The sequence below is a fragment of the cf. Phormidesmis sp. LEGE 11477 genome (assembly GCF_015207105.1).
GTDB lineage: Bacteria > Cyanobacteriota > Cyanobacteriia > Phormidesmidales > Phormidesmidaceae > Phormidesmis.
Genome location: NZ_JADEXO010000024.1, coordinates 1 through 15,729 on the forward strand (window position 1 = coordinate 1; position 15,729 = coordinate 15,729).

Annotated in this window: 9 protein-coding genes; 4 read left to right on the top strand and 5 right to left on the bottom strand. The window is 48.7% G+C overall.

Annotated features, from left to right (window positions below; translation table 11 throughout):
- On the top strand, positions 1 to 2,890 hold a 2,890-nt coding region (locus IQ256_RS09280; protein WP_193855260.1), incomplete at its 5' end, for an ATP-binding protein.
- Positions 2,887 to 4,038, top strand: a complete 1,152-nt coding sequence (locus IQ256_RS30340; RefSeq protein ID WP_193855261.1) for a DUF3322 and DUF2220 domain-containing protein — start codon at positions 2,887 to 2,889, stop codon at positions 4,036 to 4,038. The genes IQ256_RS09280 and IQ256_RS30340, both read left to right, overlap by 4 nt.
- 103 nt (positions 4,039 to 4,141) lie before the next feature.
- Here the strand turns inward: IQ256_RS30340 and IQ256_RS09290 are convergent, their stop codons facing one another.
- Complete coding sequence (locus IQ256_RS09290) at positions 4,142 to 4,387, bottom strand: hypothetical protein (RefSeq protein WP_193855262.1); 246 nt, start codon at positions 4,385 to 4,387, stop codon at positions 4,142 to 4,144.
- A gap of 203 nt (positions 4,388 to 4,590) precedes the next feature.
- Positions 4,591 to 7,140 carry a hypothetical protein gene (locus IQ256_RS09295; protein WP_193855263.1) on the bottom strand — a complete coding sequence of 850 codons (2,550 nt, stop codon included), beginning with the start codon at positions 7,138 to 7,140 and terminating at the stop codon, positions 4,591 to 4,593.
- 532 nt (positions 7,141 to 7,672) lie between these two features.
- Here IQ256_RS09295 and IQ256_RS09300 point away from each other — a divergent pair.
- Positions 7,673 to 9,109 (top strand): ATP-binding protein, encoded by a 1,437-nt coding sequence (locus IQ256_RS09300; protein WP_193855264.1) that lies wholly within the window; start codon positions 7,673 to 7,675, stop codon positions 9,107 to 9,109.
- 26 nt (positions 9,110 to 9,135) lie between these two features.
- Here IQ256_RS09300 and IQ256_RS09305 read toward each other — a convergent pair whose 3' ends face one another.
- Positions 9,136 to 10,137 carry a ligase-associated DNA damage response exonuclease gene (locus IQ256_RS09305; RefSeq protein WP_193855265.1) on the bottom strand — a complete coding sequence of 334 codons (1,002 nt, stop codon included), beginning with the start codon at positions 10,135 to 10,137 and terminating at the stop codon, positions 9,136 to 9,138.
- A 163-nt stretch (positions 10,138 to 10,300) separates the two neighbouring features.
- Here IQ256_RS09305 and IQ256_RS09310 point away from each other — a divergent pair, with 163 nt between their 5' ends.
- Positions 10,301 to 12,757 carry a PAS domain-containing protein gene (locus IQ256_RS09310; protein WP_193855266.1) on the top strand — a complete coding sequence of 819 codons (2,457 nt, stop codon included), beginning with the start codon at positions 10,301 to 10,303 and terminating at the stop codon, positions 12,755 to 12,757.
- A gap of 18 nt (positions 12,758 to 12,775) precedes the next feature.
- On the opposite strand, the gene IQ256_RS09315 is transcribed toward IQ256_RS09310, so the two are convergent.
- Together IQ256_RS09315 and IQ256_RS09320 are read right to left on the bottom strand one after the other, a co-directional pair.
- A complete protein-coding gene (locus IQ256_RS09315) occupies positions 12,776 to 13,690 on the bottom strand; it encodes a cation diffusion facilitator family transporter (RefSeq protein WP_193855267.1) in 915 nt (304 codons plus the stop codon).
- 199 nt (positions 13,691 to 13,889) lie between these two features.
- Complete coding sequence (locus IQ256_RS09320; RefSeq protein WP_193855268.1) at positions 13,890 to 15,686, bottom strand: S-layer homology domain-containing protein; 1,797 nt, start codon at positions 15,684 to 15,686, stop codon at positions 13,890 to 13,892.
- Between the last annotated feature and the right edge of the window lie 43 nt (positions 15,687 to 15,729).

Consider the following 15,729-nt stretch of genomic DNA (forward strand, 5'->3'; position numbering starts at 1 on the left):
GGAGAACTTAGCTGAGTGTCGAGAAATTTCTCAGCTAAAGCGGGTTCTAAAGGCAAACGATGTTGAAATCTTTGATAATTTTTCTAGGTATACTCAGCAGTTTCGTAAGCGCTTTGGCCTAGCTTCAGAAAAAGCGCTCGATTTGTTTAATCAGACGGTGAGTATCAAGCAAATTGATGGTCTCAATAACTTTGTGCGCGACCACATGCTAGAAACCGTCGATATGCGAGAGAAAATTGACGGTCTAGTCGGCAGCTACGAGAATCTGACCATCTCTCACAACTCAATTCAGAAGGCCCGCGAGCAGCTAGAAGTGCTGATGCCGCTGACCAAAGAGTCGGCCAAGCTGCAAAAGATAGAGCGAGAGCTATCCGTACTAGAGCGATCGATTGCTGTAACCCCCGCTTTCTTTGCCGCGCAGAAGCTGACGCGCTTGCAGACGCGCTTGCAGCAGATTCAAGAAGATTTAGCTCGATCAACAAACCAAAAAGACAGCTGCGATCGCACGCTTACCACCCTGCGCCAGCAAGCAAAAGAGCTAGAATTTGCTATCCAAAATGACAGCGTCGGTCAGCAATTGCAGGCGCTCAAACAACAGATAGAACAGGTTCAAAAAGAGATTGATCAAAAGCGGCACTCGGCTCAGCAGTATGATCGGCTTGCCAAACAATTAGACCTAGCCAGTCACTCGAACCGTGATGATTTTTATGCCGGTAGAGAGCAGGGCAATGCGCTAGCACAAGAGATCGAAGCAGCGCTCGCTGCCATCACAGCTCAGCGAGACGAGCTGAAGCTGACGCAGGCCAGGCTAAAGCAAGAGCGAGACCAGTTAGAGGCCGAATTGGTTTCACTACGCAGCCGCAAAAGCCAGATTCCAAAGCAAAATCTAGATATTCGCGATCGCCTACTTCAGTCGCTGAACCTAGCAGACTCTGACCTGCCCTTTACTGGCGAGCTGTTGCAGGTGCGATTGGAAGAAAAAGCCTGGGAAGGGGCAATTGAGCGGCTGCTAAGGAGCTTTGGTCTATGTTTGCTAGTGCCTGAAGCGCACTACCGGGCAGTGAACGCCTATGTGAACAAAACCGACTTGCGCGGTCGCCTGGTGTACTACAAGGTGACGGCGACTGCTCCCAATCCTACGCAGCGATCGCTAGATCCGAGTCAGATTCCTGGCAAAGTTCAGGTTAAACAGGACGACGTATTTTTTGAATGGCTGCGATCGCGCCTCACCCAGCAGTTTAACTATGTTTGCTGCGACGACATTGAACAGTTTCAGCGAGAAAAGCGAGCCATTACTAAAGCTGGGCTAATCAAGCATGGACAGGGGCGGCATGAAAAAGATGACAGCTTTCGGCTCAATCAGCGCAGCCGCTACATTTTGGGATGGGACAATGCTGACAAGATCAAAGCCTTGGAAGCCGACTTAAAAGCTGTCACCCAGCAGTTGGCTAAGATCGACAAAGAGATCGATGGATTAGAACAGGCGCGATCACACAGAGAGCAGCAAAGATCCTGGCTGCAAGATTTTATGCGCTTTGCCGACTTTGCCGAAATTGATTGGGAAAGTGGGGAGCGCGATCAGCAAGTACTAGTCAAGCAAAAGCAAAAGCTAGAAGCAAGCTCTAATAAGCTCAAACAGCTAGAAGCTCAGCTAGAAACGACTCAGTCAGAAATAGTCAAAATCAGCGTCAGTCGCGACCTAGCGCTGCAGGCGATAGGTACTTTTGAAAGCTATCAGCAAGATAATCTAAAGGCGCAAACGCAGTGTGAAAGGCTACTGAAAGCCGCTGCGTCTGATGAGCTTAGCGCTTTCGAAAAAAGCCATGCTAAAAAGCTGAAAACCTATGAGCTCACGCTAGAGACGATTGCCGAGGATGAATCGGCGATGAAAGACTCTTTGCAGGCGCAGCTTAGATCTAGAGAGCAAAAAAGAGATACGATCAAAAACGAAATTGTCCGCTGTTTGATTAGGTTCAAGGAAGCTTATCGAGAAGAAACGTTAGAATTTGGCAGCAGCTACGAGGACCTGCCGGACTACCTGAAGCTACAGCAGCAGATCGCCAAAGATGATTTGCCCAAACACGAAAAGCGATTTAAGCAGCTGATGAATGAGAAGGTGATTATTGCCATCTCTATGTTCAAAAGCGATCTAGAAAAGCAGGAAGAAGAAATTGAACTAGCCATCCACGATCTAAACGAGTCGCTCAGACAAATTGCCTATACGGACGCTACCTATATCGAGCTGTGCTGCGCCAAGACCAAGCACCGTGAGATTCGAGACTTTAAAGAAAGCCTAAGATCTTGTTTGGGCGATGTCGCCCGGCAGTCTCCAGAAGATCAAGAAGAGCGCTTTCAACGGATACGCACGCAGCTAATCGAACGATTCAAAGCATCAGATCGTTGGACAAAGCTGGTGACCGATGTCCGTAACTGGCTAGATTTTTCAGTCAGTGAGCGCTACCGCGAAGACGATGTGGAAAAAGAGCACCATACCGATTCCTCGGGCAAGTCTGGCGGGCAGAAGGTAAAGCTAGCCTATACGATCTTGGCCAGTGCGATCGCCTACCAGTTCGGCCTGACTCAAACCGACGCGAATGGCTTTAACGGTGCCTATCCGATTGAAGATAGATCGTTCCGCTTTGTTGTCATCGATGAAGCCTTCAGCCGTTCTGACGATAGCAATGCCCGCTATGCCATGGAGCTGTTCAAGAACCTGAATCTTCAGCTACTAGTGATCACGCCTAAAGACAAAATCAACGTGATCGAATCGTACATTGACACCCTTCATTTTGTTTCCAACTCTCCCGCAGGTGACTACTCTAAAGTGATGTCCGTTTCGATCGAGGCTTTCCAACAAAAGCATCGTAAGTCAACAGCTTTAGAATCGTGATTAGTCCTGAAAAGATCAGGGAAAAAGCTCAGAAACAGTACAAAGCTTTTCTGCGCGCTACCGTACTCGAAGAGAGCTTTTTCCCATTTGATTTGCCAGTAGGCAGTATCCCCAAAACCTACCCGGAATTACAGGCATCAGTTACCGAGCTGATCAATAGCTCAAAGGCAAAAAAGGGATTTGGCTACACAGTGCGACTAGAACCAAAAAATACTCGTAAATACGGTCTACAATCTCTCCCGCAGAAAATTTTCATTGAGAATGAAACAGATTATCTACAGCTCATTGACCAAGAGTGCGCTTTTGCCCACTTCCAATCTGACATAGCTTTGATCCAATCAACTACCCCAGGCTTGAGCTCATGGGTTGGGCACTATCCACTCAAAGTCGTTGCCTATCATGGTGACTGGCCAGATCTAATTAGGGTTTGCCAGTACTTTCAGCAAAATCCGCAGCCTTATCTATACATTCGAGAGCTGCCTATCGTGGTCCATACAAAGTTTATAGAAGAACGCAAAGGCATCCTTAGCAGCCTGTTAGAGGCGATCTTGCCAGATGAAAAACTGGGCACTGTCGAAGGTGAGAAGCACACTTTTGAAAGGCGCTTTTCTTTGCGATATAGCGAGCCGCTGGTGCGCCTACGAATTCTCGATCCGCTGCTTCAGCAGAAGTATGGCTTTCCAGTGGCAGACTTTAGTCTAGCCATATCGGCCTTTGCTAAGCTGCAGCTAGGCTCCCCTCGGTGCTTCATCACTGAAAATATGATGCCATTTCTGACGCTGCCTGCCCTAGCTGATGGCATCGCTATTTTGGGAGCAGGCTACGCTGTCAACCGCTTAAAGCTAGCGAATTGGCTGCTATCTTGTCGAATTTTCTACTGGGGAGACCTGGATTCGGCAGGATTCGACATCCTCTCTCAAGTAAGAACTCACTTTCCCCAAACTCAGTCAATACTGATGGATCTTAAAACATACCAGACGTTTCGAGATTTCGAAGTGCCTGATAGGAAAGCAACAGTTGAGACATCGCTAAACCTGCGGGCCGAAGAACAGGCGCTGTATCTGAAGCTAGCCATGAACAAGCGCCGATTGGAACAAGAGCGAATTAGTCAAGACTATGTCAATCGAATCTTAAAGCAAATTGACTAGATCAGAGCTATTAGAGCAGGTTCATTCGACGATACGACAGTCGAGAGCATGTTTATGACTGATAGCCCAGGGTTAACAGCCCAAGCTCAATAGCGATTAATCGCTAAGGACATAGCTGCGTAGTCCACTCTTCTAGATCGCGGCCTCTGCGACATCTTTGCTGGTCACCTGCCCAGACAATCTGCCAACGCTGCTCGTCAACTTTCTCAAACTCTAGCCTGTCTCTTTTGGCGGCGATCGCATCATCCACAAAGCCCTCGTTAGTGACAGTCACAACTGAGTAGTCTGTAAAGACCTGAAGTTCTAATATCGGTGGCTGTTCGCCCTCTTCGAGTGATGAACGGCCCACAATATCAAAAGCGAGCTCTCTAGGATCGCGGCCCTGAATAGGAGAGCCTCTTCTGTTCAGCTGCTGGACCGGAACCTGATTGTAAGCTGCCCAGCTTGCTTACAAAGCTTTCTTTCTCTTCGCCAGATTCTGCCATAGGAGTCACAGATAACCACAGGAAACTGCTTCAAATCTATCAAAACCTTCAGCTTCTTGGGCGAACGTTAGTAATTTGTCGCTAGCCAGCCTGCTCCAGCGGCGGCGCTACCTGACCAGACAAAGGCGATGAAGAGCCACCAAGCCGCGATCGCAATCTGCCTGCGACCGCTGTCTACCTGCGATTGTATTTCTTCCTTGACGTGAGTCACTTGTGACTGTACTTCTTCCTTGACGGCTGTCACCTGGGAAGCAACTGCCGCTTGCGTACTGGTAATTTGTTCATCGATTTCTTTACCTGCATTCTCTAGCAATTCTTTATCCGGTAGGCTCAGGTACTTACTTGCTTCAGTTTGCACTGCCTGTAGCCACTGGCTGATCTGTTTGGCTTTGGGCTGCCAAGCTTGCTCACCCCACTCTATGATGCGATGAATTTCCGCCTCAGTCATATCTTGGCGACTCTCTAATGCCTGTTGCCACCGGGCCTGGTCCCACAGCTCTTGATCAAAGGGAATATTGTGGTCGGATAGGTCGCTGAGTTTGGGAAGGTGGGAAGGGTGCGGAAGAGATGCGATCGCACTACTTACTGTTTGGCTAACTATCTGGCTGAGCGCTTTGGTTGCTTCTGCTGGCTGCAATTCGGACTTGTCTCTATTCTTTAAATAGTCAGTGACCTGGTCAGAAAAGTAATGCGAAAGATCTTTGACTGTATGGACAATCGCTGGACGAGTCGATTGAAGTTTGCTATCTAAGGTTGCTCTTAGCCACTCTGCAAGCTCTTCTTTCATATCATGATGAATTTGAACTCGTGAGAACAGCTCTGACCAGTCGATAGCGCTGAGCGATCCTTCGTTCTCTAACTGATCTAGCAACTTACCGACTTCAGGCTTGATATCTTCTAAAGAAGCGTTCCAATCTACTGTCTGCAAGTGCTGCTCTACAGTCTGATAAGCTTTGTCAGCAACCGAATGAATAGATAGCTCAGATTGGCTGTCTTTTATGTCTGATGTCTGTTGATCTGTTTCTTGTTCTGCTTCTGGTTCTGTACTCAAAAGTTCTGAAGGCCACGCTAGCTTCAGCGCCTGTATAAGCTGTTGTTCATCCTCCAAAGAGAGCTTCTGTCGATTTAGCAGTACGGTCTCTATCCTAGCAATGTTGAGCTTTTGATAGCTGTTAGAAATTTGCTCTGCTGATAAGTCGTGCTCTTGTAGCTGGGAGCAGACTTTCTCAGAAAGCTTCTGAGGGGTTAGTAGGCTGAGGTTAGTATATCGGCAGTAGTCTTCTAGTTTGGTTTGAATAGTTTGGATAGCTGAACTGTGATCTGTCGACAGATGACTAGTAGGTAATTGCTCGGTAGGTGACTGCTTAGTAGGTACGTGTTCTGTAAGCGAATGCTCTTCAGATAAGTGCTCTTCAGATAAGTGCTTTTTAGACGAATACTCTTCAGACAAATGCTCCGTAGGTAGACGGTCAGCAGAGAAATCTGTGCTGTTGTTCTCGTCTGCTGAAGAGCTTAATGACGACTCTGAGGATGCTGTTTGGCGGACGGTATCTGGTAAGAGTGCAGTCGTAGCGCCTACTATTCGACTCGCTGCGTATTTTGCTGCTGGCGGGTCTGTTTTCGATAGGTCAGCGTTTGACCAGTCTTCAGAAAGCTGCTGTATCAGCGTTTCGACGTCCCAATCTGATAGGTCTACCTCGTTGATGACGCTTTTGGCAATTTGCTGCCAGCTAGGTAAAGAAAGCTGTGAGAGTAGACTAGGCGATGTGGTTGATACAGTGACTTTGGGCGCTGAGGGTTGACTGGTTTCGGTGACGGTGACTTCGGTTCTACTAGGTTCAGAGGTTCTACTGGGCTCAGATAGCGACTGCAGACTCGATTGCTGGTTTGACTCTCCTTCAGCTATAGGAGGTTGATCTGCTTTGCCTTTATTTACACCTTCTTCTAATTTTTCTTCGATGACGGCGTTGATTTGAGATAGAATTTCGCCCTGCTGGCTGGACAGTAGCTGAGGAATTGCCGCTTGGGTTCTAGCAAGCTCGGAAATTTCTGCTGCTAGTTCTTCGATGGCAGTCTGTTGTTCTGCCGCGCTGTTGAATGGGCTATCAGATGGGCTGTCGGACTGGATGATTGACTGTTTGACTGTGGAAACTAGCTGCCTGCCACTGGCGATCGCACCACCGATCAAAGAATCTGTGATGCCTGTAATTGTCGTAGAGCACAGCCAAATAAACAGCAGCCAATAGGTCGACCAAAAAACAAGCCCAAAAATGATGCCCCGGCGGGGTTCCGCTAGAGCGCTAAATTCTACAGCTAGTAGCGTGCCCACAAAAATAACTGCCGACAGCCCGATTGCCACGCCAAATCCCAACAGGTGCGTAATTGGCAGCGACAAGCTATCCTCAGTAGCTTGCGGTTTGACAGATCCCAGCTCAGCGGCCTTCTCTTCGCTGCTCTCAGCTTGACTAGTCTCAGTTTGATCTGCTGTATCTGATGATGAACTGCCAGGAGAAAAGTCGAGCAGCGTCAGTCCCAGCGCTAGACCTAAATTAGCAAACGCAAGCTGCACAACCACTGCTATTAGCAGCCCACCTACAAGTGAAAAAACTAAGGTCATGCTCTGCTCTTGTACGGTTGCTTTCCTGTAGGAAACCATCTGTCAAGATAAGATCAGTGGAATTCTTTGTCATCTACCTATAGAAGCACCTTTAGATAGATGCACTTCTAGACACACCCCTAGACCGTTCCGACGGGAATGCTTTTCTGTGGGCACAATGTTAGCGAGGTAATTTGTCTGGGTAACTAGGCTCCTCACCCAAGTTGCCTACACTCTCTATTTGAGCCCCCACCGTTTGACCTCCTAGTCTGTTTCGGCCTGCTCTAGCTCAGCATTATCTCGGATGTCTGAATCTTTCTCTAACTCTCTCAAAGACTGCTCTATAAACTTTCGGTTAACTTTTGGTCAACCTCTCAATCGTTTCTTTAAGTTCGGCAACCTAAAAACATCTAACAAACTCGTGCCTTCCACAATGCCTTAGTGATGAGCGTCACACTAACATAGTGATGCTCCACTCTGTTCTAATCAAATTCTCTGATGCTGCCATAGTCAGCTACAAAAGTATCTCTATATCTGCGTATACAACTGGCTTATGCAAGTATCTATCAATCTCGTCTCAGCCACCAAACAAAACACCTTCTTTGCTGCTGAGGCAGATGCGTCAACTGTAAGAAACCACCTAGCTGTCGATAGCCCACCGATCAAAATATTACTAGTAGACGATCAGCCTATGGTGGCTGAGTGCCTTGAAGCGCTATTAGTCGATGAAAAAGACATGCAGCTTGTTTACTGTCGTCAGGCAAACCAGGCGCTAGCTGTTGCTATTGACATTCGGCCAGCGGTGATTTTGCAAGACCTAACTATGCCAGAAACTGATGGATTGGTTATGGTTGAGGCTTTTCGCACCGAGCCAAAAACCTGTTCTATTCCGGTGATTGTGCTCTCGTCTCAAGAAGATAGTGGCATCAAGGCAGCCGCCTTTAGTAAGGGTGCAAGCGACTATCTAGTCAAAATTCCTGAGCCCATTGAGTTTGTCGCTAGGTTGCGATGCCATGCCTCTGCCTACGCCAATTTGCTGAAAATCAAAAGAACAGAGAAGCGGCTAGCGAAGCAAAATGAAATATTAGAGTACCGCGTAGCAGAGCGAACTGCAGAGCTTGAAGATGCGCTTAGCAACCTAAAACAAGCCCAGGCTCAGCTCATTCAAGAGGAAAAGATGGCGAGCCTGGGGCAGCTAGTTGCAGGCGTTGCTCACGAAATCAATAACCCGATCAACTTTGTCTATGGCAACCTAGGGCCAGCTCAAAACTACGTCGAGCGGCTGTTAGATCTCATTGCGTTGTATCAGTCGGAATATCCTGTGCCGACTGATGTGATTCAAGATGAGCTCGATGAATTTGACCTAGGATTTATTACGGAAGATTTTAAGAGGCTGATCGGATCGCTGAGGTTAGGTACGCAGCGGATCAAAGACATTGTCGTTTCTTTACGAAATTTTGCTCGTCTAGATGAATCAGAGAAAAAATTTGCTGACATTAGAGAAGGTCTTGACAGTACCTTACTGATTTTGTCTTCTCAAATGAAAGAGATTAAGGTTGTAAAAACCTATGACGATCTGCCGTTAGTCGAGTGTCTGCCAGGTCAGCTCAACCAGGTTTTTATGAATATTTTAGCCAATGCGATCGCCGCGCTCAAATCGGTAGAACATCCCCAGATCAGTATTCAAACCGCCATGCTGACGCCGAATGTGATCACGATTGAGATCGCCGATAATGGGCCGGGTATGCCGCCAGAGGTTCAAGGCCGCATCTTCGATCCGTTTTACACAACCAAGCCAGTTGGGGAAGGCACCGGCCTTGGACTCTCTATCAGCCACGATATAATAGTACAAAAGCACCAAGGGAAGTTACACTGCCACTCTACGCCAGGGAAAGGAACAACGTTCTTAATTGATATTCCTATTTCCACGGAAAGCATGCCTAGTAAAAGTACTTGCAAAAGCACTTCTAGTAAAGAACATAGCAGCTAAAGAACACTTCCTAAGCCACCTGCTAATCACACGTCTAGGCTATCCCTTTCCCCTTCAAACAACGTTTCTAAAGGGCTAGCCTCCACAGATTTCTTCTCATTCAAGTATCTTGCTAGCACGTCATTTTGTCCGTGTGTTACGTACACTGTTTTAGCCTTGGTTTGTTCTATCGTTTGAATCAAGCCAGGCCAGTCAGCATGATCAGAAAGAACAAATCCGCGCTCATAGCCACGTCGTCTGCGGTTGCCGCGCACAGCCATCCAGCCGGAAGCAAAAGCGGTTTGAGGCTGCTTGAACCTTTTCATCCAGGTAGAGCGATGCCCAGAAGGGGGGGCAATGATCAGATCGCCAGTGAATTTGTAGCCTTTCTCCATGGTAGATACGGGCACTGTCGGCACCATGTCGATACCGACCGCTCGATAGATTTCAGTCAGGTTGTGAACTGCGCCGTGCAGATAGACAGGTTGATCTGTGAATTTGGTGAGCTCGGCCAGCACCCTTTGCGACTTACCAAAGGCATAGCAGAACAGAAGAGAGGGCCGAGTCAAGTCGCTCTGCCACCAGCGATAGATTTGTTCGGCGGTAGCTTCGCCGCTGTCCCAGTGATAGATGGGCAGACCGAAGGTGGCCTCTGTGATAAAAGTATCGCACTCAACGACCTCAAACGGATCGCAAGAGGGGTCTATCCCCCGCTTATAGTCGCCAGAAGCTACCCAGACTTCGTCTTTGTATTCGACCCGGACCTGGGCCGACCCTAAAACGTGACCAGCCGAGTGAAATGAGACCCAGGTCTGGCCTAGTTTGATCTTGTCGCCATAGCTCACACCGTTGAGATTGATGTCTTTGCCCAAACGCCGACGCAAAATGCCTTCGGAGATAGCAGTGGCATAGTACTGCTGGTGGCCCGTGTAGGCGTGATCGGCGTGGGCATGAGTGATCAGGGCTGTATCGACGGGTTTCCAAGGGTCAATATAGAAGCTTCCGGCTTCGCAATATAGACCTTCGGGGCGAACGGTGATTAGCGGCATAAGGAGGGAAGAGAGAACGAAACCTAGCAGCAAACAAATCAACTGCCACCGCCATCGTTATATCTAGGCTGAACGGGCTAATTTGATTTGATCGAGTTCGCTGTCGGGAATGATAAAAGTAGCTTGATATTTATTTTAGCTAAGTTTCCTCGAAGCATAATATATGACATTTCCTATTGCATCAGCTTGCAAAGAGTCGGTGGTTTCAGCCTCTTCGGTTGATTCGCAGGCGATTTATCAAGTGCTTTGGGATGATGACTATATAGGCCGAGCAGTTCTAGAGGTTTTAGAGCAAGGGAAACGTTTTCGCTTCTTGAAACTGAATAGTGCGATCGCCCAATCGAGCCTTTTCCCTACTGCTGATATCATCGGCAAAACGCTATCTGCAGTGACCTCAACGCAGTTGGTAAGCCGGTATCAAAATCACTGTGCCGACTGCGTTCAAACCAAAAAAACTGTTCGATTTGAGCTCAGTCAAACCACAGAGCCGTATCTGGAGCAATGGTGGCTAGTTACGGTTGCTCCGATCAAAGATACAGCCGACTGCGTGTATCAACTTGTTCTAAGTGCCACTGACATAAGCGAGAGTAAACGGCTAGAAGCTGATCTGAAGATGGCAGCTAAAGATGCTGACGAGATTATTGACCATGTTCAAGAGTCGATTGTGATTCACGACCCTAGCGGTAAAATCTTGAGGGTCAACAAATCATTTTTGGAGTTGTACAAGGTTACCTACGCGGATGCCCTACGCTTTAGAATCAGCCATGAGTATGCAACACCAGAGACCCCTGTCCATTTGTTGCCAGAGCTGTGGAGCCGGGCGTTAGCAGGTGAGAAGATAGAGTTTGAATGGCCTGCAAAGCGTCCTTACGAAGGTAGTCTAGTCAGCCTAGAAGTCAGCTTGCAAAGAATTTATCTGAGCGGCCAGGTTCGGCTAATGGCTTGTCTGCGCGATGTGAGCGATCGCAAGCAGGTAGAAGAAAAACAAAAGCGCTTACTCGACATTCTAGAAGCCACGCCAGATTTTGTCGAAATTACAGACGCCGAAGGTAACTGTCTATATATAAACCAAGCGGGACAAAAGATCATAGGGCTTCTAGAAGAGAGGCCGGTTAACGATTTACATATCAGCATGCTGATGCCGGCTCACCAAGCAGAAACCTTCCAAAATACCATCATACCTCATGCCATTGAGCACGGTAGCTGGGTAGGAGAGCAACAGCTAACTACCCTTTCTGGTGAGACTATGCCAGTTTCTCAAGTAATCATCACTCATAAAGATTCTTCTGGGAAGCTGAAATATATATCCACCATTGCCCAAGACATCAGTGAGCTCAAACTAGTAGAAGCAAAACTGCGCGATCGCGAACAATTTCTGAATAATATATACAGCGTTACAAGTATTGCTATTTTCTCTTGGGACGTAGACGAAAATGATCCGAGCGAGTTGAGATGTTCGGACTGGAACCCCGCTTGCGAGGCTGCAACTGGAATGTGCGCTGACAAAGTTTTAGGAAAAACGCCCGCAGAGGTCTTTGGCGTAGAACAAGGGAAGACGGTCACTCGAAACCTGACGCGGTGTATTGATCAAAGAAAGACTATCGCTTACGAAGAAGAAATTTTGATTGGGGAAGAACCTACCTGGTGGTCAACAAAACTAAATCCTATCTCTGATGAAACAGATCAAATCTATCGAGTCGTTGGAACGACCACCAATATCACGGAACTCAAGCTAAACACCCTTAAGCTAGAGGCATATAGCAAAAATCAGACTCAGCAAACCGAACAGCTCACTGCCGCGCTTAGCGAACTCAAACGGACTCAAGCTCAAATTGTTCAGAGTGAAAAAATGTCTAGCTTGGGACAGATGGTTGCAGGCGTTGCCCATGAGATCAACAATCCGGTAAACTTCATCCACGCTAATATCGAGCCTGCCTGTACTTACGCCGCCGATCTGATAGAAATTATTTCTTTCTACCAGCGTGAGTATCCGCAACCTTCTGTGGATCTATTAGCTAGGCTAGAAGAATTAGACTTTGATTTCATTCAGCAAGACTTCACTAAATTGCTTTCTTCTATGAAAGTAGGTACTCATCGCATTCGAGAGATTGTTTTATCGCTGCGTAATTTCTCTCGTCTAGACGAAGCTGAGGTCAAAGCGGTAGATCTGCATCAAGGACTTGACAGTACGTTAGTGATCTTGGCCCACAAAATTAAGGCAGACGGTGAACACGAAGGTATTGAAATTATTAAAGACTACCAGCTCACTCACTTAGTAGAGTGCTATCCCAGCCAGATCAACCAGGTGGTGATGAACCTTTTAGCCAACGCAATCGATGCGCTAGGTCAAACAAGTACGCCAAGAATCAAGATTTCGACCCGGCTGCACCAAGATCAAGCAGTGATCACCATCTCGGACAATGGCCCAGGCATCCCTGAAACGGTGCGAGCTCGAATTTTTGATCCCTTCTTTACTACAAAGCCAGTTGGGAAAGGCACCGGGATGGGACTCTCGATTAGCTATCAAATCGTGACCGAAAAGCACAAAGGGACGCTTTCAGTCAGCTCTGAGCCAGGGCAAAGCACCCAGTTCATCATTTCAATTCCGCTGTGGCAATAGGGTTTCTCATCGCAAGCGCTAATCAACTGAGGCCGCTTCGATAAAGATTCGCTTGACTTCGGTGTGCGTTCCTCTGATTGTCTTCTCGATTCTTCTGACAGCAGCTTCAATTTCGTCGGCTGAAAGCTCGTCTCGAAACTCGATGTTGAGTGCCAGCATGATGTCTTTTGGCCCTAAGTGTAGGGTAATTGGGGCTTCAGAATCGGAGACGGCATCGTCTGAGCGCACAATTGTTCTAATGCTTTCACGAGTTTCTAGCGAAGCGCTTTCGCCGACGAGCAAGCCCTTGGTTTTAGCGACAAGCGCGGTGGCTACTACGGTCAATAGTCCGCCGATGGCAATCGAGGCGATCGCATCATACATTGGATCCCCAGTCGTCTCGCTCAGCCACACACCCGTAAAGGCTACTAGCAGACCTACTAGCGCCGCCGAGTCTTCTACAATCACAATAAAAGAGCTGGGATCTTTACTCTGGCGAATTGCCTTCCACAGACCGATGTCCGCATTAGACTGGGCTTTTTTAAACTCTCTAATGGAGACCGTCAAAGCTGCTCCTTCAAAGACCGCTGCCGCTCCAAGCACACAATAGCTAACAATGGGATCGCTAGAAACTTCTGTAGATTGCAGGCCACGTATTCCCTGAAAAACCGACACGCCACCGCCTAGCGCAAAGATCAGCACTGCCACCATCAGTGACCAAAAATAGAGTTCCTGGCTGCGTCCGAGCGGATACTGCTCATCTGGTCCGGTCTCACTCTGCTTGAGTCCATACAGCAGCAGGACTTCATTGACAGAATCTACAACAGAATGGATGCCTTCTGAGAGCATTGCCGAACTGCCACTGATATAGGCACCGACAAATTTGGCGATACCGATAGCGACGTTTGCTGCCATCGCTGCGTAGATTGAGACTTTGGATGAGCCAGTGGACATAAGGTGTGTGTACTTAGATAACCATTCCAGTTAATTAACATACTGCCCCCTTTATTCCCTGCCTTCTCTCGGAGGAGAAGGCAGGGGTATCTAGAGCATCCTGCTTTTCAAAAGAAAGACTTATGCCCATGAAGCTGCCTATGAAGCCAGAGATACATTGAAAAGGCCGACTTTAGAAGAGGCTGATTGTAAGCCGGGCTTATCTTCTTTGCCACAGTCGACCGACTACCTCGGCGATCGCAGGCACTGAATCCACCTGATCCGCGTCTGTTCTTAGGAATCCTAGATCTGGCGCAGGTTCGTTTCTATTCCCTAAGATTAGCAGAGCTAGCTGAGCGATATCGACAATGCGGTCATTATCATCGCCTAGTAGGCCACGCAGATCGGGAAGGGCCGGACTGGCCTGTCGACCCAGATAAGTGAGGCCCAGCGCCGCTAGCTCGCGGGTTTCGACGCTGCCATCGGAGAGAGTGGAGACCAGCGTCGGTAAAATCAGGCTGCTGTCTTCAGTCAAGGTCCACAGTGCGTCGGCGGCGTACAGTCTAGTCAACGCATTCTCGCTATTGAGCGCCTCAGTCAAGCCCGGCACCGACTGCTGACCGATCTTAGTCAGGCTAGCGGCAATGGTCTTACTGACGTCCGGCTCTTCGCCAGTGAACGCGGAGGCTAGAGCAGGAATCGCGGCATCGGCTAGCGGGCCAAAGTCTCCTAAAGCAGAGGCAGCAGCACGACGAACGTCACTGTCGCCGTCGTTTAGAGTGTTGGTCAAGATGGGAATTGCGGACTGGAGAACCAGATCATCGATCTGGTTAGCCTGGTTGATATCACCGATTAGCGTGGCGGCGGTCTGTTTGGTGAGAGCGTTAATGGCTTCATTCTGGAGCAAGTTGCCTAGGGCCGGGACAGCATCGCCACCAATCTCAACTAAGGCGTCAGCGGCAATGTCTTTGACTAGGCCCGATTCGTTAGTAATAGAAGCCGTCAGTAGATTGATTAGTACGCCCTGATCGAGGCCGACTTGAGCCAAAGTGCTAGTCGCCAGGGCGCGAACCAGTTCGTCGTCGTCACGCAGGACTTCTAGAAGCGTTGGGGTAGCCGCTTCGGCTTCAGCGCCAATTTCGTTGAGGGCGTAGGCGGCGGCTTCTTGCGTTTGAGTATCGTCAGACTGGAGCGCGATCGCCAGATCCGGCACGGCTTTTGCACCTTCAGCCGCCAGCTGGTCGGCAGCGGCTTTGCGAACATCGGCATCGGCGCTGCCAAGAGAAGCTACCAGCGAGGTGAAATCGTCTTCTGCTGGATCGGTGACAATCGGCACAGAGGTATCAGGCAAATACGGAGAGGCGATCGCGCTGGCTCTACCTTCGTTGACTAGCGCCTGATAGGCGATCGCGGCAATTTCTGCTCTAGTAGCATTGCGTGATGGATTAAGCTGGCGCACGTTGGGATAGTTGATCACTAGATCGCTGGTCGTGGCCGCTGCGATCGCCTCGACGGCCCAGCCAGGAATTTCTTCACTATCCGCAAACGCTTGCAGGGCTGAGATATCTGAGTTAATCGTATCAATGCCTAACCCGCTCACTAGGGAGAGCAATACTTCTAGTCTGGTGATTGGCTGATTGAGCCCAAAGCTGCCGTCTGGATAGCCGCTGAGAAATCCGCTGCTGTAGGCCGAAGCGATCGCATCAGCCGCCCAGTGATCGGCAGGCACATCGCTGAAGTTAACGGACTCTCTCACCGCGTCTTTGGGAAAGCCACCGCTAACGATCGCGGCAAACTGAGCCCTCGTCATCTCTTGATCTGGGCGAAAGGTGCTGTCTGGAAAGCCGCTGATAATTTCGGCTGCAGTGAGCGCCTGTACATAGGGATTGGCCCAATAGCTGCTATCAACATCCATAAAGCGTGACTGAGCCGCCGCCGGCAGGGTGACCGATACGCCCAAAGTCAGCGCCGTCGAAAGTGCGATCGCGCTATTTGTATAATGATTTTGACCAAACATAATAAGAGCCTTATACCTGCAAAAAATACTGACGAGAATTCAC

What these genes read in the sequence shown, in the direction of transcription:
- IQ256_RS09305 (WP_193855265.1), bottom strand. Translation starts at nt 10,137, where the DNA reads ATGCCGCTAATCACCGTTCGCCCCGAAGGTCTATATTGCGAAGCCGGA.
- IQ256_RS09300 (WP_193855264.1), top strand. Translation starts at nt 7,673, where the DNA reads ATGCAAGTATCTATCAATCTCGTCTCAGCCACCAAACAAAACACCTTC.
- IQ256_RS09310 (WP_193855266.1), top strand. Translation starts at nt 10,301, where the DNA reads ATGACATTTCCTATTGCATCAGCTTGCAAAGAGTCGGTGGTTTCAGCC.
- IQ256_RS09295 (WP_193855263.1), bottom strand. Translation starts at nt 7,140, where the DNA reads ATGACCTTAGTTTTTTCACTTGTAGGTGGGCTGCTAATAGCAGTGGTT.
- IQ256_RS09315 (WP_193855267.1), bottom strand. Translation starts at nt 13,690, where the DNA reads ATGTCCACTGGCTCATCCAAAGTCTCAATCTACGCAGCGATGGCAGCA.
- IQ256_RS09320 (WP_193855268.1), bottom strand. Translation starts at nt 15,686, where the DNA reads ATGTTTGGTCAAAATCATTATACAAATAGCGCGATCGCACTTTCGACG.